This is a genomic window from Paenibacillus antibioticophila (assembly GCF_000455265.1).
Classification (GTDB): Bacteria; Bacillota; Bacilli; order Paenibacillales; family Paenibacillaceae; genus Fontibacillus; species Fontibacillus antibioticophila.
The window spans coordinates 2,201,679-2,223,562 of record NZ_HG005139.1 but is presented as its reverse complement, the minus strand read 5'-3'; the positions used below and the strand labels follow the sequence as shown (position 1 = coordinate 2,223,562).

Here is a 21,884-nt window from a genome sequence, read left to right as displayed (position 1 = left end):
TTTCTTTTGTAGAATGAAATAAGGGACAGCATTCTGCAGGTTAATTGGACGGAGGGAGCGCAGCCCATGGACAAGAAATGGTTGATCCGGTCATTATTATTTGCCGTCAGCACTGTCATGCTATGTGCATGGTTAATCGGGCCGGGAGGAGCTTTGCCGCAGGGCGGTGCCCTTTCGGCTGCTTCCGTCGTTGCTCCTGCTTCCTCCCTTGTGCTGACCGATGAGAATCTGGTGGACGGCTTGGCCTCGCTTGAATTGTCGGTACGGATTGCCAAGGTGGACTTGAATGGTCAAATTCTTTCGATCGATCTGCGGGTAGCCGAGGAACAATTTGATAAACAGCAATTGTATCAGAGCATGGCGGAAGTCATCTCATTTGCTATGGAGGATACCTCCAACATCGACCAGCTGCTGCTAAGGCTGATTGCCGAGGATCAATGGCTTGGCACCAGGTACTTACTGCTTGCAGCGGATGTCCGCCGGGGAGCCTGGCCGGTACAGGCCCTGGAGGAGCTTCGGAATTCCGGTCAAGAGGAGCTTTCGCCATCACTAATCCGATGGTTCAGAATCACGGCGACGCATCTCTGGAAGGAGCATATTCCTTATTGATCGTACTGTGCGCTCCATATGAACATGTGCTATAATAGACAAGATTGTGACATTCTTGAAGCTTAATCGGTTAGGAATGTCCTTATATAGCAGCTCGGAGGCAGATGATGAGACCTGATCACATAACCGAATTGGCTCGAAAATATGTCGACTACGACATGATTTCTACTCACACGGAGCTTCCGGATTTTCCGGTACCCCGTGTTCGTTTGCTTTATACGTTCTTGAACCACCGGGAACAGTACTCCGGACAGCTGACAGAGGCCGGTCCGCTGGCGGCTTTCCTCGTCCAGTTAGGTCTGGATACGCATGACATGATTGATGTTGAAGACAGGCAAAAGGAAGAACAGGAAATGCGCTCCCGTCAGTTGAAAGTGCTTGCTGGAGATTACTTCAGCAGCGTGTTCTATCAGCTCCTGGCGCATAGCGGTCAGATTCGCCTGGTGAATTCCATGAGCGCGGCCATTTGCGAAGTGAACCGGCTGAAGGTTCGCCTATATAATAGCTTGAAGCGCATGCTGCTTCCGGCTGAAGCCTATGTGAAGGAACGTGTTAAGCTAAAAATGACGTTGTTCCTTTCTTTTTCTCAACAGATGGATAAATCGGTGCGGAATGTTTGGGATTTGCTGCTGGAGGAGCTCAGCCATTGTGAGGTTGTGATGGAAGAGATCAAGCAGAGCGTAACGTCCCCTGCAGAGCGAAAAGGCTTCGCATATCTGAAAATGTTGGAATCGGCTACAGCAGAGGACAAGGAGCGAATTTCGCGAGACAGTATTGGGACTGGGGAATGGCATCAATTGCTCAATAAGTATACGATCAGGGAACAGCTTCTGACGATGTTGGGTCATTCGGCGGATAGGGTGGAGCAGCTGATTGGAGAATGTCAGGGAGACAAGTTGCGGGCTGAGCTTGCTGCCGTGCTCGAACCGGTGAAAATGGCGCTTGCGCCGGAACGTCAGATGATACAGGAAGGGTGAGGTCTTGGACATGAACAGCAACCAGGCGGAGACAAAAGAGCGGTTTGTTCATTCGGTGTTCGAGAGCATCGCTCCCAAATACGATATCATGAACGATATTTTAAGCTTCAGGCGGCATAAGGCCTGGCGCAAATTCACAATGAACAAAATGAATATGCAGCATGGGGATTCAGCGATCGACCTGTGCTGCGGCACATGCGACTGGACCATCAGCATGGCGAAGACAAGCCAGGGGCCGATTACCGGTCTGGATTTTAGCGATAATATGCTGGAGATTGGCCGGGCGAAGATTAAGGAGCAGGGAATAGAGTCGAATATTACTTTGATTCAAGGGAACGCCATGGCGCTGCCCTTCGAAGATAACAGCTTCGATTATGCGACAATTGGATTCGGGCTCCGCAATGTGCCGGACCTGAGACAGGTGCTTCAGGAAATGAAGCGGGTCGTCAAGCCGGGCGGAATGGTTGTATGTCTGGAACTGTCCAAGCCGACCTGGCAGCCATTCAAAGGAATTTATTATTTTTATTTCAAGCATTTGCTGCCGATGCTCGGCAGATTGATTGCCAAGCGATACGAGCAATACAAGTGGCTGCCGGATTCGCTTGTTCAGTTCCCGGGCCGAAAAGAACTGGCGGATATATTCCGGGAGACCGGACTTGCCGAAGTAGAAGCATATGCATTAACCGGCGGTATTGCCGCATTGCATATTGGCAAGAAGGAGTAGTGTATGTTTAGGAAAATAGGTATTTTTCTGCAAATGATAAAATTCGAGCATACGGTTTTTGCGCTTCCATTTGCATTTATGGGTACGCTGCTCGGCTCTTTTACGGTCAACCATTCGATGCCGACCTGGGCACAGATCGGCTGGGTTCTCATAGCGATGTTCGGGGCCCGCAGCGCGGCGATGGGTCTTAACCGTCTGATTGACCGGGCCAGCGATGCCAAGAATCCGCGGACTGCAAATCGCGCGATCCCAGCCGGACTTCTGAAGATCGGCGAAGTTATTATTTTTATTATTGCATCCTTTGCACTTTTATTCTGGGCTTCCTCCCAGCTTAATTCCTTATCGATGAAGCTGCTGCCAATCGCGGTAGTCATGCTGGTGTTCTACTCTTTTACCAAGCGTTTCACATGGTTGTGCCATATTGTCCTGGGGCTGACCATCGCCCTTGCGCCGCTCGGCGGCTGGGTAGCGGTTACAGGCAAGGTGGACGCGGCGGCATGGGTCCTGTTCGGAACGATTGTGTTCTGGGTTGCCGGCTTTGACATCGTCTATGCCTGCCAGGATGTGGAGTTCGACACCAAGGAAGGCTTGAACTCCATTCCGGTCCGGTTTGGTGTCGCCAATTCGTTGAAGATTGCCAAGGCGTTCCATATCATCACCGCTATCGGCTTTATTGGACTCCTATTATTAAGCCAGCTTGGCTGGTGGTACATCGCGGGAATGGTTATCGCTTACCTGATTTTGTTTTATGAACACTATATTGTGTCTCCTGCGGATCTTAGCCGCTTGCAGACTTCCTTCTTTACCATGAACGGTGTGCTTAGCATCGTCGTCTTTTCCTTTACTCTGATTGATCTGGTGGTGCAGTAAATTTGAGCAATAACCATGGTCAAAGAAAGATTGTTGTCGGAATAACAGGTGCGAGCGGCTCCATATATGGAATCAGATTAGTACAAGCTTTGCTCGATACCGGTTATCAGGTTCATCTGGTCATTTCAAATGCGGGGTGGCGGGTGCTGAATGAGGAGCTGGGCTGGAGCGCTGCGGAGCGGGAGCGTATGCTGCGCGAGCATTTTGAAGCCGCCAGCGGCTCCCTCGTCTACCATCCGGCCGGTGATATCGGGGCCTCGATTGCAAGCGGCTCCTTCCTTGTGGAGGCAATGATCATCATGCCATGTTCCATGGGCACGCTGGCCTCGATTGCTAACGGAATCTCCGATAATCTCATGACCCGGGCTGCGGATGTCATGCTGAAGGAAGGACGGCCTCTGGTTCTGGTTCCCCGCGAGACACCGCTGCACGCTATTCATTTGGAGAATATGCTGAAGCTGGCCCGGCTGGGAGTTACTATTGTACCGGCTATGCCGGCCTTTTATTTCGGACCTCAATCCATAGAGGATCTGGTTCGTTTTCTGGTCGGCAAGGTGCTGGACACACTTCGAATCGAACATTCACTGTTTACTAGATGGGGGGATCGCAATGAACATCAGAGAGAATGAAGATATCCTCATCGGGAAGATCAAATATACCAATGTCTGGCCCGTATTTCATTATTTTGAGGCAAGCCGGCTCCCGCTGCCGGCCAGCCTGGTGACTGAAGTTCCTTCCAGGCTTAACCGGCGAATGCTTGAGCACACGCTGGGCTTGTCACCAGTCTCCTCCTTCTCCTACGGCCACGGATCGGAAGAGCTTCTGCTCCTGCCGGATTTGTCCGTCAGCACAGATGGTCCTGTCCATTCGATCCTGGTCTTCTCGCGCAAACCGCTGAAGGAAATTCGGAACGGAACATTTGCGTTGACGAATACTTCCGCGACTTCGGTGAACCTGCTCAAGATCATTATGGAGCGTGCCTATGAAGGCAAGCCGACGTATTGGGACAGCGAGCCCGTGCTGGAGAAAATGATGGAGGACAGCGACGCGGCTCTGCTGATCGGGGATCATGCGATCCAGGCCTCCTGGAAGGATCACGGTTATATCGTCACCGATTTGGGGGAAGTCTGGAGGGAGTGGACCGGGTACGGCATGACATTTGCCGTCTGGGCGGTGCAGCGTTCTCTTGCCGAGCAGTATCCGGAGTTTGTCTCCGCCGTGTGTGAGGCGTTCCAGACCAGCAAGGCGAGAAGCCTTTCTAATCTTAAGCCGCTTGCAGATGAGGCGATGACTCAAATCGGCGGTACAGCATCTTACTGGAATCATTATTTTCATAACTTGCGCTACGACTTCCCGGAACGCCGTCAAGCAGGGCTGGCTCTGTATTTCGCTTATGCCAGAGAATTGGGTCTGCTGGATCATGAAGTCCGGATGAACATATGGAATGACAATAAGCTGATGCGGGTGAAAGAATGAAATTATTGGACATTTTCGGCGCACTAAAAAAAGATATGGATGTTATTGAGCAGCAATTGTACCGGAGCATCGAAGGCGATGAGGACCTGCTGAGCGAGACTTCTCTCCACCTGCTGAAGGCGGGAGGGAAGCGGCTGCGCCCTGTGTTTGTCCTGCTGGGCGGAAAGTTCGGAGACTACGATTTGAACAAGCTGCAGCATGTAGCTGTTCCGCTAGAGCTTATTCACTCGGCATCCCTCGTTCACGATGATGTCATTGATGATGCGGGGACAAGACGCGGCAAGCCCACGGTAAAGGCCAAGTGGGATAATAAAATTGCGATGTACACGGGGGATTTCATCTATGCCAAGGCATTGATGATGGCGACTACGCTGGAGAACCCGGAGCTGCATCGGATTTTGGCCAAGGCGATGGTTCAGATGTCCATCGGGGAAATGGAGCAAATTCGTGATTTCTTCAATACGGATCAAAGCGTGCGCAATTACCTGCTCCGCATCCGCCGCAAAACGGCGCTATTGATCGCAATCAGTTGCCAGTTGGGAGCATTGGCTGCCGACGCGCCTTCATCAGTGCATCACCGGTTATACCGCTATGGCTATAATGTGGGCATGGCCTTTCAAATCCGGGATGATCTGCTGGATTTATTGGGCACCGAGAAGACCATTGGCAAGCCGCCGGGAAGCGATATGCGACAAGGCAATATTACGCTGCCGGTCATTTATGCGCTGCAGGAAGAAGGATTGAGAGCGCCGCTGCTTGCAGAACTGGAACAAATCCGCGCGGCCGGACTAACGGCTGATACTTCCTCAGCCATCAACATGATTCGCCGGAGCGATGGAATACGCCAATCCGAGGAGCTGGCTGACCGATTTATCGCCAAGGCCTTTAATGCTCTGGAAGGGCTGCCGGAGTGCAAGGCGAAATCGCATTTGAAGGAGATCGCTTTGTTTGTTAACAAACGTTCTTACTAGAGCAGTGAAAAGTGATAAACTCCTTATCAGCTCTCTTTTTTTCTGGTAAAATACGGTTGATCTTTATCCTTCGCCGGTAGGCGGATGCTGCAGTATATTGACAAGTGAGACGGAGGTTAGTTATGGAGCGGACTTTTTTGATGGTGAAGCCGGATGGCGTTCAACGCGGATTGATCGGCGAGATTGTTGGCCGGTTTGAGAAGAAGGGCTTCAAGCTGGTGGCGGGGAAGCTGGTGACCGTTAGCAAGGAGCAGGCAAAAGCTCATTATGCCGAGCATGAGGGCAAGCCCTTTTTCGACAGCCTGATTACATTCATTACCTCAGGGCCTGTATTTGCCATGGTATGGGAAGGCGACGATATTATCGAGCTGTCGAGAATGGTGATCGGCAAGACGAAAGTAACGGAAGCGCTGCCAGGCACGATTCGCGGTGATTACGCTGCTCACACGCCATTCAATCTGATTCATGGTTCGGACAGTCCGGATAGTGCGGAGCGGGAGATCGCCAACTTTTTTGACGAATCGGAGCTCGTGCTCTACGCTAAAAGTATTGCAACTTGGGTCTAATGATTGGGGGATAATGTGATGCTGCCGGAAGAACAGATTCAGATGGATCCGGACTATCTCGGATTTATTCAAAGTATCAAGAAGAGCACAGGCATAGATTTGGCCCAATACAAGGAAGCCCAAATGAAACGCAGACTGACTACGCTGCGCAACAAGAACGGCTTTCCTTCATTCGATGCCTTTTACACAGCCATGATGCAAAGCAAGCCTTTATTCTATGAATTTCTGGACAAGATGACGATCAATGTATCGGAGTTCTGGCGGAACCCGAATCGTTGGGAGGTGCTTCGGGACAAGGTGCTCCCGTCTTTGCTTCCTGAATCCGGAACCCCCAAGCTGCGCATCTGGAGTGCGGCCTGCTCAACAGGAGAGGAGCCATATACGCTGTCCATGATTCTGGCTGAGAAGGGATTGCTCCATAGTACATATTTGCTGGCGTCTGACATTGATGAAGGGGCGCTGGCAAAAGCCGCCGAGGGCAAATATCTGGAGCGTTCATTGAAGGATGTTCCCGAGGAGATTGCCAAGAAATACTTCACACAGGACGGAGCGATGTTCCGCTTCGACGAGAAGGTGAAGAAAGCGGTGAGCTTCAAGAAGCAGAACCTGCTGCTGGACAAATTCGAAGAGGGCTTTGATCTGATCGTATGCCGCAATGTAATGATTTATTTTACAGAGGAAGCAAAGCATCAGCTCTATCACAAGTTTGCAGGAGCGCTGCGCCCAGGGGGCATTTTATTCGTCGGAAGCACTGAACAGATCTTCTCGCCTTCGCAATACGGATTTGAGTCTGCCGATACGTTCTTTTATCGTAAAAAAGCCTAGCCGCTGTATATTCCTCCTCTTGTTATCCCATAATGACGAACAACAGGGTCAATAGGAGGCAGGGCATATATGGATAAGAGAAAGGTCATTGATGCTTACCGGAGAGGATTATTGACGCTGCAGGAGTGCTCTCAGGTGCTGGGGCTCGAAAAGGCACAGCTGTCAGGAATATTGGAGCAATCCTACAGTGACAAGCGGCGTGAGCTGTTGGATGAGCAGCAGCATGCGTCAGGACATCCTTAATCTTCCGGTATCCCGGGCCGATTTCCTTGCTGCATATTTTTTAACCACCCGTTTTTGCAGGTAGTATTCCTGCAGAAACGGGTTTTTTATCTTTATGCAGCCGATCACACAAATGATTTTTTCAGCGAGCATCATAAACAGAATTCCCCTAGATAAAAACCACCCCAAAGTATATGCCATGTAATCCAAGTATAATTTTTATGGAATTATTTCTGAATGATAATGAAATATCTTATAAACATTTCGCGAATTTATTCATAATTTATGTCAATATAGACTATGTTAACGTCTATTATAAACGAATATTGATGTTTTAGGGTTTATTATGTAAAAAAACGCTTCACAAAGAAAGGTATATGTGATTAAATAAGAAAGTATCAAGTGAAATAAATATGAAATATTATGAAATAAATATGAATCTAATTTCACTTGAAGTATTCCATTTGGAGAAGGGAGGGAATTGTACGTTGAATTTGTACGTAATCCGACATGGACAATCAACAATGAATATCGGAAAAGGAGGCGGAGCAGATTGTGAGCTATCTGAAATAGGATATTGGCAAGCTCAGCAAATACCCACGTACTTTAAGGATATTAAAGTTAAGGTCATATTTTCTAGTCCGCTTCGAAGAGCTCTTCTATCAGCATTGCCTCTTGCACGGGCCTGCAACTTGCCGGTGATCCTGGTTCCCGAAATGTCTGAGATGTTTCTGGATCAATGGACAGAGTATCGGGATTATAACTGGCTAAGGTGCGACCAAATTGAAAGCGATTACGACAACGTGAGGTTTATACATACACACGATAAAAGTAAGCAGTGGTGGCCGGTATGGCCGGAGGATCAACGTGCGGTAAGAGCTAGAGTTCGTTCTTTTTATGATAGGCATATTGCTCCAGAACTAGGGACTGACGAGAACATTGTTGTTGTTGGGCATGGACAATCTACTGCGGACTTGAAGCAAATTGCTAATCCAGGTGATATGATTCCGGTCTATAATGCCGGTATTGTCAAGTTCACGATGAGAGCTGATGGTAAATGCGAGTCTGCTGAAGTTTTTACCGAACATCTAGGAATACATGTATCTGATTGAATCTTATTCACCTAATAACAAAGCCCAATTAGGAGGTTTTTTAATGAATTTCAAAAAAATTACACTTTTGTTGACTGCATTAGTTTTAGTTTTTTCTATTACTGCATGCTCGTCGGGCTCTGGCAATTCAGTGACATCCGATGCAAGCAATAACATTTCGTCCGAGAATGGGTCATCAACATCAGTGAATGGTGAAGATGAAGGTTTAGTACCGGAGCCTGGTGCAAAGCTGGTCATTTGGGAAGGTAAGGATGAGCAGCCTTTCATTGAAGCGATTGCGAAGGAGTTTACAAGCAAATATAATATTCCGGTCGAATTTCAGGAGGTTCCAGCTACGGAACAACGGAAAAAATTGAAAACTGACGGCCCTGCCGGCCTGGGCGCGGATATATTGGTTATGCCTCATAATACCTTAGGCGATGCGGTAGCTTCTGGCATTTTACTGCCTAATGATTATTATGCAGAAGAAACAATAGCCAACTACCCTAAGGAACTGGTGGATGCTGTATCGTTGGACGGTATGATCTACGGCTACCCTCGTAATGTAGAAACCTACCTCTTGTATTACAACAAGGAGCTTGTTGATGAGGAGGTTCTAAAATCATGGGACAGCATTGTCGAATTTGCTAAAGGGTATAACGATGTAGCTAACAATAAGTTTGGTTTTATGTGGCAGGTGACGGATTTTTATTATAACTATTCTTGGATTGGGGGGAGCGGGGGTTATATCTTTGGAAACAATGGAACGGACCCGGAAGATATTGGTTTGAATAGCGACGGCGCTATTGAAGGAATGCAATTTTTCCAAAGCTTGAAAGCAGCTCTTCCGATTAAAGGTGTCGATGCAACCGCAGACGTAAAAACTAACCTGTTCCAAACCGGGAAATTGCCGATCAATATGGATGGAGTAGCTCAATTGGGGAACTTCACGAAGGAAAAGCTGGGATTTGAAGTTGGGGCGGTTCCTCTTCCTCCGATGCCAAACGGCAAGACGCCTATCAGTTTCTCTGGAGTGAAAGCTTATTATGTAAGCTCATTCAGCCAATATCCGAATGCCGCTAAATTGTTTATTCATTTTGCCACTACAGAAGAGGCTGCAATGAAGAACTTTGAATTAACGGGGGTCATTCCGTCGCTTAATGGCATGGATTCTCTGCCTGAAATTACTGGTAATGAGGTAGTGAAAGCATTTACAGAACAAATTAAAAACTCTCAGCCGATGCCCAATATTCTTCCAGCGACTCAAATGTGGGGACCGATGACTGCTGCCTTGGAATTAATCTGGGAAGGCGCCGATGTAAAGACGACGCTGGACAAGGCTGTTACTGACATCAAGGCAGGCATTGAACAGCAAAGCGCTAAGTGATTCTCGGATTGTAGTAGATAACATAAAAGTTAAGCAGTTATCCTCTTCAAAAATGGATAATTGCTTAACTTGAAGGAGATGTAATACTGATAATGAAACCCAACAGGAAGACGGCATCCATTCTCTCCGTCGTTGCAATGGGACTGGGACAAATCTATAATCGCCAATACATAAAGGGTATTCTAATGCTCCTGTTACATGGCTTGGGATTATATTACATTGTCTTAAATTTAAAAGAAGCATTATGGGGCATCATTACTTTGGGCGAAAAGGCTCAGCAATTGGAACTGGTTGGAAAAGTATATAAGATGGTTCCTGGTGATCATTCCATTTTCTTGATTGTTCAAGGATTGATTGTGTTGTTCGGGCTTATTGTGTTTGGCTATGTATACATCGCTAACATTAAAGATGCATATAAAGTCGGGAAATCCCTTGAACAAGGAATTCGACCTCATAATTTTATAGAATCATTGAAATATGTTAGTCAGCATAGGTTTCCGCAGCTGATTATTTCTGTACCGCTTCTTTTTGTGTTCTTCTTTACCGTTCTACCGCTTGTATTCTCGGTCATGATTGCTTTTACTAACTATTCGTCCCCTAAGTATTTACCCCCCGCTAATTTGATAGATTGGATTGGCTTTGACGCCTTTAAACAATTGTTTACATTGAACAAATGGGCAAATACATTCTATGGGGTGCTCAAATGGAATGTTATTTGGGCGGTTCTTGCTACGGTATCGACATTCTTCGGTGGATTTGGCGTGGCGCTACTGGTGCAGAGCACCAGAACACGACTCAAATCCGTATGGCGGACGATTTATATTTTGCCATTTGCGATTCCGAGTTTTGTCTCATATTTAATTATGCGCAACATGTTTAATTCTCAGTTTGGACCGATTAATCAGTATTTGAAATGGATCGGTATTCAGGGACCATCCTGGCTCTCTGACCCTACCTGGGCAAAGGTAACCGTGTTATTAGTTAATCTCTGGCATGGTTATCCAATATCGATGCTGTTGATCATCGGAATACTAACTACGATTTCCAAAGAATTGTATCAAGCTGCAGAAGTTGATGGAGCCTCTGCCTTCCAAAAATTTAGAATGATCACATTCCCAAGCGTTATGTATTCTTTATCTCCGATCCTAATTGGTATGTTTGCCGGCAATGTGAATAGCTTCAGTGCTATTTTCCTATTAACCAACGGCAACCCGGCTAACAGCGAGTATCAATTCGCGGGAAATACAGACATTTTGATTACATGGCTATATAACCTTACGATGAACCAAGGCAATTATAATTTTGCATCTGTCATCGGTATCATAATCTTTATCATCTTGGCAACTCTGTCGATCTGGAATGTTCGCCGGACACGCTCATTTAAAGAGGAGGATCTTAACTGATGATAAGTGCAGCGAAGTTGAAAAAAATTGTGGGCGACTTTAGTCACCATTTACTCTTGATTGTTATTGCCATCGTTACGATCTATCCTGCCTTATGGGTTGTGTTAGCCTCTTTCCGGCCAGGAACTGCGCTATACAGCGAGCATTTGCTGCCTGAACGTTTTACCATTGAGCATTATTTAGAGCTTTTTAGAGAGTTTCCTTTTGCACAATGGTATATGAATACGCTCAAAATTGCGATTGTATCCATGGTATGCAGTACATTCTTTGTACTGCTGACCGGTTACGCTGTTTCACGCTTCCGCTTCCGTGGACGGAAAAGCTTGATGTCGGGACTATTTGTTCTGAATATGTTTCCTTCTTTTATGAGTATGATTGCAGTTTACATTTTGTTGTTAAATATGAATTTACTGAATAAGCATTCTGCTTTGATGTTTGTTTATTCAGGCGGGGCAGCTATGGGGTATTTGCTGGTAAAAGGCTATTTCGACACCATACCACGGAGTCTGGAAGAGGCGGCCAGAATAGATGGGGCCAATCACTGGATTGTGTTCTTTAGAATTTTTGTTCCCCTATCGAGGCCATTAATTGTGTATTTGTCGGTAACCTCGTTTGCCGGGGCGTTTAATGATTTTATTTTCGCTCAAATGGTGCTTCGAACCAAGGAGCAGCAGACGCTGGCAGTTGGATTATACAACATGGTAAGCAGTCAATTTTCAACACAGTTTACTTTGTTTGCTGCTGGATGTGTATTAGTTGCACTGCCTATTACACTAGTGTTCATGTTCTTCCAACGCTTCTTAGTGGAAGGGTTGACCGCTGGTGCTGATAAAGGATAGTCCCAAGAGAGCATGCGAGGCTATTGTCTCGCGAGAAATCTCTGAATTGTATCTTGTCGTAGAAGGAGATTGGAGGAGAAGCAGTGTTTGATTTACATACACACCACGAAAGATGCGGACATGCAAGCGGCGCATTGGAGGACTATATAGAAATCGCAATTTCAAGAGGTATGAAAGTTCTGGGAATAACCGATCATTCTCCGTACTTTTTTTCAGATGAGGACAAGCCTTTTCCGAAACTAGCGATGGGAAAAAGTGAATTCTTTAAATATATAGAAGAAGCTTACTATTTAAAAAAGAAATACAAGGATCAAATAGAACTGTTAATTGGTGTTGAATCGGATATTTTTAAGGAACACATTGACTTATATGATCACTCTTATACCAGCTTTCCGCTTGATTATGTCATTGGGTCGATCCATTTCACTTCTCCCTCGCTTGTGAGTAAGGGCGTAGATTGGAGCACCGCCTCTGAAGAAGAGCGGGACGAGGAATTCAAAAGGTTTATTGAGTTAATGCAACTGTCTGTTCAGAGTAGATGGGTGAATATCATTGGACATATGGACAGGTTTAATCGGGGTTATGAGTCGTTCCAAAATTTATATGCGCCTTATATAGGACCGCTGCTCAAGACTATGGCCCAAAGAGGAGTTGCCCTAGAAGTAAATACTGGAGGATTCCGAAAATCCCCAGAGGACTGGTATCCATCTATCAATGTGATTGAGCAGGCCTATTATTATGGAGTGGAGATTACATTTGGCTCAGATGCTCATGATCCTTTGCGGGTCGGAAACGAGTGGGAGAAGGTACGTAACACATTAGCGCAAATTGGATTTAGAAGATGGGTTATTTTCAGACAACGCAATCCTTATTACTTGGATCTCAAATCTTAATAAATCTGGAGGGTATTTATGAAGAACAGGTTGTCAGGAGTACGGCCCTTCAGCGTCATCAATCAATCAGTGGGACTAAAGCTCTTTTTGATAATTATTTGCAGTATTGTTGTGCTCGTATCGACTCTTGGAGTGGCCTCTTATTCAATATCGAAGAATATTATTAAAAAGAAGGTTGCTTCTGCGTCTCTGCAAACGATTGAACAAGCTTCGGATAAATTAAATTTTCTATTTGGGGTATACGAGAGTCAAGCTAGACAGCTAATGGTAGATCAAGAACTCATTGGACAATTGCTTGCCTATAATGAGCCTGGATTATCCACTGCAGGGAAGAACCAGTTAACGAATAATATTGTTGAGAGATTAAACAGTTTAGTTGCGGCAGATAAAAGGCTGTTCTCGGTGAGACTTGTCCCGAAAAATTTGGATAAAACAAAGCTATTGAGTTCCAAGGGTGCAAGCTCACTGAATTTGACTGATGATAACCATTCGTGGCTCAGCCAAGTGATTGAAGCGAATGGTGAAGTCGTATATATGCCTGCTCAGAAGAAGGGGCTATTTGATCTGAATTCCGAGCCTACGATGATGATTGGACGACTACAAAAGAACCTAAATAATCCAGACAAAGAATATATTATCTTGTTTGAAGTCAGGGATCAGGCATTAACAGATGTTCTGGCGAACATCTCTCTAGCTGAATCGAGCCAGATTATGTTAATCGGCAATGACAACAATATTGCTCACATTGAGGATATAACTTTACTGGAAAGTAAATCATCACTCCGTATATTTGATACCGGTCATGGAGAAGAAGACAGGGGATCCATCTTTATTAAAGATGAGCAGAGCAAGACTCAGCTTGTAGTGTACAAGCGCAATGAACTATCCAATTGGATGGTGGTGGGTGTAGCACCGGTTAGTGAGCTGGTTCAAGAGACAAGCAGTATTATTACAGTTACTATTGGTATCATAATCATTTCTGCGTTATTAAGTATCGCTATCGGTTTTTTTGTACTTCGAATGGTAGGGAAACCCTTGCAGCAGCTTTCTTCCTTAATGGAGGAGGGAGAGGGAGGGAACTTATCGGTACGCACAAAATTTAAAGGACAAGATGAAATAGGCAAGCTGGGAAAGAGCTTTAACCAGATGATGGAGAAAATCTCCCTATTAGTCACCAAAACCGATGGTTCCGCACAGCATGTATTCCATACTGCTTTTGAATTGTCTGAGGTTTCTGAGAAGACTTCTGAGATGGCGAGAGAAGTGGCTTCAGCAATTGAACAAATCGCAAAAGGGGCTATGGAGCTTTCGATAGAGGCGGAAAGAGAGATGACTTATGCCGAGAACATTGGCCTGAGTATGAATAAAGTGATTGATTTTAATTCAAAAATGGAAGAGTCGGCTGACCAAGTGTATTTAATTAGCAGTCAGGGAACAGAGTATATGAACGACCTCATCTCAAAGACCAATACAACGGAAGAACTGACAAGCTCCATGGTCGGTAAAGTAGATCGGTTGAAGGAAAGTACCATTTCAATTCATAAAATATTGGAAGTATTAAAGACGATGACGCAGCAGACGAACATTTTATCTTTGAATGCGTCGATTGAGGCAGTTAGGGCAGGTGCAGCAGGAAAAGGATTTATGGTCATCGCCAATGAAATACGCAATCTGTCAGATCAATCGAAGGAGTCTATTGGTATTGTACAGGCAATTACAAGCGATATTCGAAATGAAGTTGAGGCGACAGTTGAATTGCTCCTTACAGCATCTCCGTTGTTAAACGAACAGATTCGTTCAATTAAGGAAGCTGCAACTATATTTGATCATGTACGGGAGAAAATGGACTTGTTTATTGAGCATAATAAGTCATCTATTTCGTCAATAAAGGAATTGAATCAATCACAGTTAATTTTGTCGGAGTCAATAAGTAATGTGAGCGCGGTAGCGGAGCAGTCATCAGCAGCTTCTGAGGAGGTGGCTTCGATCACATCCGAGCAATTAAGCAGCAGCGAGAAGCTAGTCGGTCTCTCCCGCAAACTTGAGGATTTGTCACAAAAACTGAAAGAATCATTAAAACTATTCCAAACAAGAAATAAGGAGAGTGAATAGGGAAAGGCAGGGAAGACATGTGTTTGATATAGGCTCAGGTGTATGGCATATCACTTACTTGGATATGACGATCAGGATATTAATCGCCTTATTACTGGGCGGGATCATTGGTTTTGAACGGGAAGTTAATAATCATGCAGCTGGATTTCGAACCCATATTCTTGTCTGTGTTGGTTCTGCGACAATTATGTTGTTATCTATTTATGGATTTGGGGAATTTGCCAGTGAATTCAATGTTAGAATGGACCCGGCCCGGCTAGCTGCTCAGGTTATCACTGGTATTGGTTTTTTAGGGGCAGGTGCTATTATTCGAACAGGATCGTTTGTTTCCGGTTTAACGACAGCAGCCTCAATCTGGGTCGTGGCGGGGATTGGCCTTTGTGTTGGAGCTGGATTCTATTATGTGGCAGTTCTTGTCACTTTGCTCGTACTAGTCAGCTTGTTCGTATTCCAGAAGTGGGAGAAGTATATACTCCGCAAATACAGAAGACATGAAATGAATATAAAAATGTATGATCATCAAGGAACTTTAGGGCAAATTGTAGAAGAACTAGATGAACAGGGAGTACAGATACACGAATTGCTGGTTCAGTCAAACAACAAGACTGAAGAAAAATCGAAAACCATAATTGTTCGCTTAAGCGTTAAATTGCCCCGGGAGAATAAAATTGTAAGTGCAATAAACAGGATTTACAATTTTGAAGACGTATTGTCAATAGAAGTATCAAATTTATTCAATCTCTCTAAGAAACTCAACTAGATTCAACGGGATATTCATTATAAAATAAAGAGTAATATCTTTAATGTACTCATTTTTTGGAGAGGTGATTGAAATCTCTACTATAAAAGATGTAGCTCTTCTGGCAGGAGTTTCGCCAGCAACTGTCTCGAGAGTTATTACGCAAAAAGGTAATATTGCAAGTGAAACAAAAGCAAGGGTTTTATCCGCCATGGAGCAAATCCAGTATGTGCCGGTGCATTCTCAAGCAAATGATAAATCTGGAACAATAGGCTTTTCAATCGCTAGGGATCCAAAGGATATGCTTGACAATGTGTTCTTCAGCAACGTACTTTGCGGAATTTCTGATGCAGTGAAGAAGTTTGGCTACAACGTTCAATTCTCCCTGTACTATAACATTGAAGAGTTGATTGAGAAGTCTATAGACTTGTTTAAGAAGAAGCAAGTTAATGGGTTTGTTTTTACCAGCATATTCTCCTCGGACAAGGATTTATTGCTGAAGAGTATGCAGGAGAGTCATGTTCCGTTTGTGATGATAGGAAGCAGCCTGAACCAGAATGTTTTTTCTGTTCACAACGATAATATACGAGATAGCTATATGGCGACTAAGTATTTACTGGATAAGGGCTACCGTAAAATATTGTTTCTGACCCCCGATTTAAAACAAGATTTTACTTATGACCGTATTCATGGCTATCAGAGAGCTATTGAGGAAAGCGAAGAGACCGACTTTACCAATATCATCTATTGTGACAATGAAGAATTGGATATAACAAAAGCCCTGGACAAGGCTATTGAGGAAGAAGTGAGCTTCGATGCAATAATAACAATGGAGCCCATTGCTTCTTTAATTACATTGAAGTATTGTCAAAACAAAAAAATGAGAGTGCCGGAGGATGTGGGTATTTTGACTTTCAATAACGTTACATATTTAGACAAAGTCGCACCATCCATCACTGGCTTAAACCTGAATCCATCAGCACTTGGAACCGAAGCTGTTCAATTGCTAAGCGAATTAATGGATTCGAAACCACCGGCTTGGGTACACAAAAGTGTGACATTACCTTCAGAAATTATTGAACGGCAATCTACAAATCGTTCTACAGTTAGTTTGATCTGACAAAAGAAGGTCTCTATAAGTCTCGGCAGTGGCGGTCGCGTAGACAACCAAAAGCCTCTAAGAGGAGTTAATGATGTAAATTAGTGCAAATAAAGAAGATCGTCAGCAGTTCACCCATACCGGGTAGGGTTGTGGCGATCTTCTTTTTCACTACCCTATATTCCAGCGTGCTAAAATTATAGCTTTCTTGTTTTTTACGGAAACATGCGTGACAAGACATTGCAACTAATATTATAATGGTCAGAAGAATTATCGGATTTTAGCTCTTTACAGTTTAACAGTTTAAAGGGGGAACGCATCCATGACATTACGTTACTTAACGGCCGGGGAGACGCACGGACCCCAGCTGACCGCGATTATTGAAGGATTGCCCAGCAATTTGAAGCTGGATTTCGAGGCTTTGAACTTTGAGCTTGCCCGTCGTCAGAAAGGCTATGGTAGAGGCCGGCGCATGCAAATCGAGAAGGATACGGCTGAGATTGTCGGCGGAGTCCGCCACGGCTTGACGACCGGTGCGCCTGTCGCATTGGTGGTTGCCAATAATGATTGGACCCACTGGCGCAATATCATGAATATCGAACCGATCTCCGGCACAGATGAAGAGAAGCGGCGGGTTCATCGTCCGCGTCCTGGTCATGCGGATTTGAACGGAGGACTTAAATATAATCTGAAGGATCTGCGGAATGTACTTGAACGCTCCAGTGCTCGCGAGACAGCGATACGGGTAGCCGTTGGCGCGATTGCCAAGCAGCTGCTGGGCCATTTCGGCATCAAGATTGCCGGTCAGGTTATCCGGATCGGCGAGATCGAAGCCCCTCCGCACCAGCTTCCGATTGATGAACTGATCTCGAAGACCGAGAATTCCTCGGTGCGGGTTGTTGATCCGGAGACAGAGAAGCTGATGGAGGCTTATATCGACAAGATTAAGGAGGAGGGAGACTCCATCGGCGGGATCGTCGAATGTATTGTCGAAGGCGTGCCGATTGGCCTGGGAAGTCATGTACAATATGACCGCAAGCTGGACGGACGTATTGCCCAAGCCGTGATGTCGATTAATGCCTTTAAGGGCGTGGAGATCGGGATTGGCTTTGAGGCGGGCAGATTGCCTGGCTCCAAGGTGCATGATGAAATTCTGTATAGTGAAGAACGCGGATATCATCGGGCCAGCAATCGGCTTGGCGGCTTTGAAGGCGGTATGACGAATGGAATGCCGATCGTCGTCCGCGGTGTGATGAAGCCGATCCCGACGTTGTATAAGCCGCTGCAAAGTGTAGATATCGATACGAAGGAGCCGTTCGCGGCCCAGGTGGAGCGTTCGGATGCATGTGCAGTGCCAGCAGCCAGCGTTGTGCTTGAGCATGTGGTAGCCTGGGAGGTTGCGAAGGCATTTCTGGAGAAATTCGGCGGTGACTCGCTGGAGGAAATCGAACGGAATGTGAAAAGCTACCTGGCTCAGCTGGAGAATTACTAATGCGTACGTTAACGGTTGAGCTGGGCGAACGCTCGTATCCGATTCATATTGGCTCCGGCTTGCTTGAATCAGCCGGCGAATATCTGGAGCGGCTTGGGATTAGCAAGAAGAGTCCGCATTTGATCGTAACCGACGATCAAGTGGGGCCGTTGTATCTGGAGCGTCTGACCACTTCGCTGGCTGCCAGCGGATACCGTACGGTTCATGCGGTGGTTGCAGCCGGCGAAAAGTCGAAGTCGTTGACGGTATTCGAGGAGGTTATGACCTCTGCGATCGAAGGCGGACTGGACCGCCGCTCGGCTGTTCTGGCGCTTGGCGGCGGAGTCGTAGGGGATTTGGCCGGGTTTGTCGCCGCTGCCTATATGCGGGGAGTACCCTTTATTCAGGTGCCGACAACCATCCTGGCGCATGATAGCAGTGTGGGCGGCAAGGTTGCAGTCAACCACAGACTCGCGAAAAATATGATTGGCGCTTTCTATCAGCCTGAAATGGTATTATACGATCTGGATACCCTGCAAACCTTGCCGATTCGTGAAATTCGTGCCGGGCTTGCTGAGATGGTGAAGCATGGCCTGATCTGGGACGCGGCATTTACGTCTTGGTGCAGGGAGCATGCTGAGGAGCTGCTGAATCTCAAGCCCGAATCGCTTGGTTACGGTCTGGAGATGGGCTGTGCAATCAAAGCACAGGTTGTATCCAAAGACGAGCGGGAGCTTGGTCTGCGGGCCATCCTCAACCTGGGGCATACGCTGGGCCATGCGATTGAAGCGGTTGGCGGCTATGGAGAGCTGTTGCACGGTGAAGCGATATCCATCGGCATGGCAGCATCCGCAAAAATCGCTGTCAATCGGGGATTTGCGCCTGCCGAGCTTTATGAGGAGACAAAGGATTTGCTGCAGCGGTTCGGACTTCCTGTAACCCTTCCCGGGCACATGGATGAGGAGCGGCTGATTGCTGCAATGATGCATGATAAAAAGTTTGTGTCCCAGCAGCTTGTCTTTGTACTGCCTAGGGAGATTGGAACTGTAGAGATTGTTCCGGATGTGACCTTGGATGAAGTCCGTCAGGTCATCCGTGAATTGAAGGAGGTCGACCGCCGTGTATAACCGGGGGATTCGCGGGGCGACGACGATTGCCCGTAATGAAGAAGAGGAAATGTTATCAGCTACCTTGGAATTATTGAAAGAAATCGTAAAGCGGAATGAAATTGTTCCCGAGGATATCAGCAATGTCTGGATCACGGTCACACCGGATTTGGATGCGACCTTCCCGGCTCGCGCCATCCGCGGCTTAAGCGGCTGGGATATGGTTCCGTTGATGTGCTCCACCGAAATTCCGGTGAAGGGAAGTCTGCCGAAATGTATTCGGCTGCTGGTGCAGGTCAACACGAACAAAGGCCAGAGGGAAATGCATCATGTGTACCTGAACGAGGCGCAGAGCCTTCGTCCCGATCTGAGCGTCAAGTAATTCCCTGTTGCCAAAAGCAGTTGGCATAAGGTATATTAGTTTTAAGATTTTTGAGGCCATAGGGCATGCTAGTCTGTAGTGAGTGAGTATTAGAGCCGAGTAGAGTTGAGTTTAGCTGAGTTGAGCAGAGTTGAGATCATGATGAGCAGCGGCTGTAGGGCCGGGTTAACAGAGGATGAATCCTGGGGACAGGTGTAATTTGCCTATCTGTTCTGGAGAAATTGTCCATGGTTCTGTTTTCCTTGATATGTTCGTCATACGTGAATAATCTGCGATAAAAGCAAACCTCTACTTCGGTAGAGGTTTTTTGTTATATACCGAAGATTTTCAATATCCGCGAAGGAAGTGAGCGAAATGACAACGCCGCAAGTGGAGCAAGTGATCGGGATGGCCAAAGAATATAATTTGATTCCAGTCGTCCGCACCTTGCTTGCTGACATGGAAACCCCTATCCGCATTTTTCGGCGGATTGCCGAACGGAATTATGCTTTTATGCTTGAAAGTGTAGAGGGCGGGGTGAAATGGGCTCGCTACTCCTTCATCGGTACCGATCCTTTCCTGCTTATGAAGGTGAAGAAGGGGGAGGTGATTCTTGAGAAGAAGGGCGTCCAGACGACGCTCCAATCCGAGAAGCCCGTGGATGAGCTTAAGGCAATCTTACGGGGATACCGCAGTCCCGAGCTTCCTGATCTTCCTCCTTTCACAGGCGGAGCCATCGGATTTTTCGGATATGATCTGCTCCAGTATTATGAGAAGCTCCCGGCACATCGCCGTGACGATCTGAACATGCAAGATATGCAATTTATGTTCTGCGATCAAGTAATTGTATTCGACCATGTGAGACAGCATATTTTGCTGGTGGCGAATGTGCATATCCAGGAGGGCGATAGGGATGAGGATATCCGCCGGGCTTATGCGGAGACCGAACGCAAGCTCGACGATATGGCTGCCCTGCTGCAGGAAGAAGGACCTGGAGAGAGCTTTAACCGCAGACCGGTGCCGCGGCAGGTGGATCTGGGGAATATTCAATCGAATCTGACCAAGGAGCAGTTCATTGCCAATGTGGAAAAAGGCAAAGAATACATCCGGGCAGGAGATATTTTCCAGGTGGTATTGTCCCAGAGATTTCACATCGAGACCGAGGTTGATCCGCTTCATGTCTATCGGGTGCTGCGCACGATGAATCCTTCGCCATATATGTATTACCTGAAGCTCGGGGAAGAGATCATTGTAGGCACTTCCCCTGAGGTGCTTGTCAAGGTGGAGGGTGAGCGCGTTGAGACGAGACCTATAGCCGGCACAAGACCGCGGGGAGCGACAGATGCCGAGGATCAACGCTTGGAGCAAGAGCTGCTGCAGGACGAGAAGGAACGCGCCGAGCACTTGATGCTGGTTGATCTGGGCCGTAATGACCTGGGGCGGGTAGCCGAATTCGGAACGGTCAGATGTGATTCCTACATGGAGATCGAACGATATTCTCATGTGATGCACATGGTGTCCAAGGTATCAGGCAAGATTCGTGAGGATAAAGACTTCTTCGACGCCTTTCTCTCCTGTATGCCAGCCGGTACGGTATCCGGCGCACCCAAGCTGAGAGCGATGGAGATTATCGCGGAGCTGGAAAATGAATTGCGCGGCACATATGCCGGGGCCATTGGCTATCTTGGATTTTCCGGCAATATGGACTCCTGTATTACGATTCGAACTATAGTGTTCAAGCAAGGCAGGGCCTATGTCCAGGCTGGCGGAGGTATTGTCTGGGATTCGATTCCCGAGAACGAATATCAGGAGTCCGTGAACAAAGCCAAGGCGCTGCTGACTGCGATACGAACCGCGGAAGAGATGTTTCCGCCGCAACAGAAGAATGACTCGACGGTGAATCAGGACTATCTGTATGAATACCAGCCGCGGGGTTGACCGATATCCAATTACGACTAGGAACAGGAGGAAGGAAGATGAATGCACAAGAAGCGATTCAAAGCGGAATCTCAAAACTGATTGACGGTCAAAATCTGAGCCGGGAAGAGGCAAGGGGAGTCATGGAATCCATTATGGACGGACAATCGACGCCTGCTCAGATCGGCTCGCTGCTGACAGCGCTGCGAATCAAGGGGGAGACGGT

At 46.7% G+C, this 21,884-nt stretch carries 22 protein-coding genes and 1 pseudogene; all 23 read left to right on the top strand.

All coding sequences use genetic code 11. The features are described from left to right. The first annotated feature begins 66 nt into the window (after positions 1-66). Entirely contained in the window at positions 67-609 is a 543-nt protein-coding gene (locus TX85_RS10220; protein ID WP_044479029.1) for a hypothetical protein, read from the top strand. Between the two features lie 107 nt (positions 610-716). After that, positions 717-1,586: a heptaprenyl diphosphate synthase component 1 gene (locus tag TX85_RS10215; protein ID WP_044479028.1), complete on the top strand. Its 870-nt coding sequence runs from the start codon at positions 717-719 to the stop codon at positions 1,584-1,586. Between the two features lie 10 nt (positions 1,587-1,596). Beyond that, complete coding sequence (locus TX85_RS10210; protein ID WP_044479969.1) at positions 1,597-2,310, top strand: demethylmenaquinone methyltransferase; 714 nt, start codon at positions 1,597-1,599, stop codon at positions 2,308-2,310. 3 nt (positions 2,311-2,313) lie between these two features. Next, on the top strand, positions 2,314-3,180 hold the full coding sequence (locus TX85_RS10205) for a UbiA-like polyprenyltransferase (RefSeq protein ID WP_044479027.1): 867 nt from the start codon (positions 2,314-2,316) through the stop codon (positions 3,178-3,180). A 2-nt stretch (positions 3,181-3,182) separates the two neighbouring features. Then, a complete protein-coding gene (locus tag TX85_RS10200) occupies positions 3,183-3,809 on the top strand; it encodes a UbiX family flavin prenyltransferase (RefSeq protein ID WP_044479026.1) in 627 nt (208 codons plus the stop codon). Next, positions 3,790-4,656, top strand: coding sequence for a menaquinone biosynthesis protein (locus TX85_RS10195; protein WP_044479025.1), 867 nt, complete (start codon positions 3,790-3,792; stop codon positions 4,654-4,656). Before TX85_RS10200 ends, TX85_RS10195 begins: the two co-directional genes overlap by 20 nt. After that, entirely contained in the window at positions 4,653-5,627 is a 975-nt protein-coding gene (locus TX85_RS10190; RefSeq protein WP_044479024.1) for a polyprenyl synthetase family protein, read from the top strand. The genes TX85_RS10195 and TX85_RS10190 overlap by 4 nt, the downstream gene beginning before the upstream one ends. Positions 5,628-5,749: 122 nt before the next feature. Further along, positions 5,750-6,193 (top strand): nucleoside-diphosphate kinase, encoded by a 444-nt coding sequence (gene ndk, locus TX85_RS10185; protein ID WP_044479023.1) that lies wholly within the window; start codon positions 5,750-5,752, stop codon positions 6,191-6,193. An 18-nt stretch (positions 6,194-6,211) separates the two neighbouring features. After that, on the top strand, positions 6,212-7,018 hold the full coding sequence (locus TX85_RS10180) for a CheR family methyltransferase (protein WP_044479022.1): 807 nt from the start codon (positions 6,212-6,214) through the stop codon (positions 7,016-7,018). Positions 7,019-7,087: 69 nt separating this feature from the next. After that, positions 7,088-7,261: a hypothetical protein gene (locus TX85_RS27010; RefSeq protein ID WP_187375137.1), complete on the top strand. Its 174-nt coding sequence runs from the start codon at positions 7,088-7,090 to the stop codon at positions 7,259-7,261. Positions 7,262-7,653: 392 nt separating this feature from the next. Next, positions 7,654-8,352: a histidine phosphatase family protein gene (locus tag TX85_RS25360; RefSeq protein ID WP_233500681.1), complete on the top strand. Its 699-nt coding sequence runs from the start codon at positions 7,654-7,656 to the stop codon at positions 8,350-8,352. 43 nt (positions 8,353-8,395) lie between these two features. Then, complete coding sequence (locus TX85_RS10170) at positions 8,396-9,718, top strand: sugar ABC transporter substrate-binding protein (RefSeq protein ID WP_044479021.1); 1,323 nt, start codon at positions 8,396-8,398, stop codon at positions 9,716-9,718. A 137-nt stretch (positions 9,719-9,855) separates the two neighbouring features. Continuing rightward, positions 9,856-11,121: a carbohydrate ABC transporter permease gene (locus TX85_RS10165; RefSeq protein ID WP_316244883.1), complete on the top strand. Its 1,266-nt coding sequence runs from the start codon at positions 9,856-9,858 to the stop codon at positions 11,119-11,121. Further along, positions 11,121-11,960, top strand: a complete 840-nt coding sequence (locus tag TX85_RS10160) for a sugar ABC transporter permease (RefSeq protein WP_044479019.1) — start codon at positions 11,121-11,123, stop codon at positions 11,958-11,960. The genes TX85_RS10165 and TX85_RS10160 overlap by 1 nt, the downstream gene beginning before the upstream one ends. Before the next feature lie 83 nt (positions 11,961-12,043). Further along, positions 12,044-12,853 (top strand): histidinol-phosphatase, encoded by an 810-nt coding sequence (locus TX85_RS10155; RefSeq protein WP_044479017.1) that lies wholly within the window; start codon positions 12,044-12,046, stop codon positions 12,851-12,853. 18 nt (positions 12,854-12,871) lie between these two features. After that, entirely contained in the window at positions 12,872-14,965 is a 2,094-nt protein-coding gene (locus TX85_RS10150; protein WP_044479015.1) for a methyl-accepting chemotaxis protein, read from the top strand. A gap of 64 nt (positions 14,966-15,029) precedes the next feature. Next, entirely contained in the window at positions 15,030-15,725 is a 696-nt protein-coding gene (locus TX85_RS10145) for an MgtC/SapB family protein (RefSeq protein WP_044479967.1), read from the top strand. A 43-nt stretch (positions 15,726-15,768) separates the two neighbouring features. Then, entirely contained in the window at positions 15,769-16,824 is a 1,056-nt protein-coding gene (locus TX85_RS10140) for a LacI family DNA-binding transcriptional regulator (protein ID WP_049894896.1), read from the top strand. A 301-nt stretch (positions 16,825-17,125) separates the two neighbouring features. Beyond that, positions 17,126-18,295: a chorismate synthase gene (gene aroC, locus TX85_RS10135; protein ID WP_044479014.1), complete on the top strand. Its 1,170-nt coding sequence runs from the start codon at positions 17,126-17,128 to the stop codon at positions 18,293-18,295. Then, positions 18,295-19,401: a 3-dehydroquinate synthase gene (gene aroB, locus TX85_RS10130; RefSeq protein ID WP_044479012.1), complete on the top strand. Its 1,107-nt coding sequence runs from the start codon at positions 18,295-18,297 to the stop codon at positions 19,399-19,401. Before aroC ends, aroB begins: the two co-directional genes overlap by 1 nt. After that, on the top strand, positions 19,394-19,762 hold the full coding sequence (gene aroH / locus TX85_RS10125) for a chorismate mutase (protein WP_044479011.1): 369 nt from the start codon (positions 19,394-19,396) through the stop codon (positions 19,760-19,762). The genes aroB and aroH overlap by 8 nt, the downstream gene beginning before the upstream one ends. Before the next feature lie 354 nt (positions 19,763-20,116). Next, positions 20,117-21,679: an anthranilate synthase component I gene (gene trpE, locus TX85_RS10120; protein ID WP_044479010.1), complete on the top strand. Its 1,563-nt coding sequence runs from the start codon at positions 20,117-20,119 to the stop codon at positions 21,677-21,679. A 38-nt stretch (positions 21,680-21,717) separates the two neighbouring features. After that, a pseudogene (locus TX85_RS27550) lies at positions 21,718-21,884 on the top strand (anthranilate phosphoribosyltransferase); the annotation flags it as partial.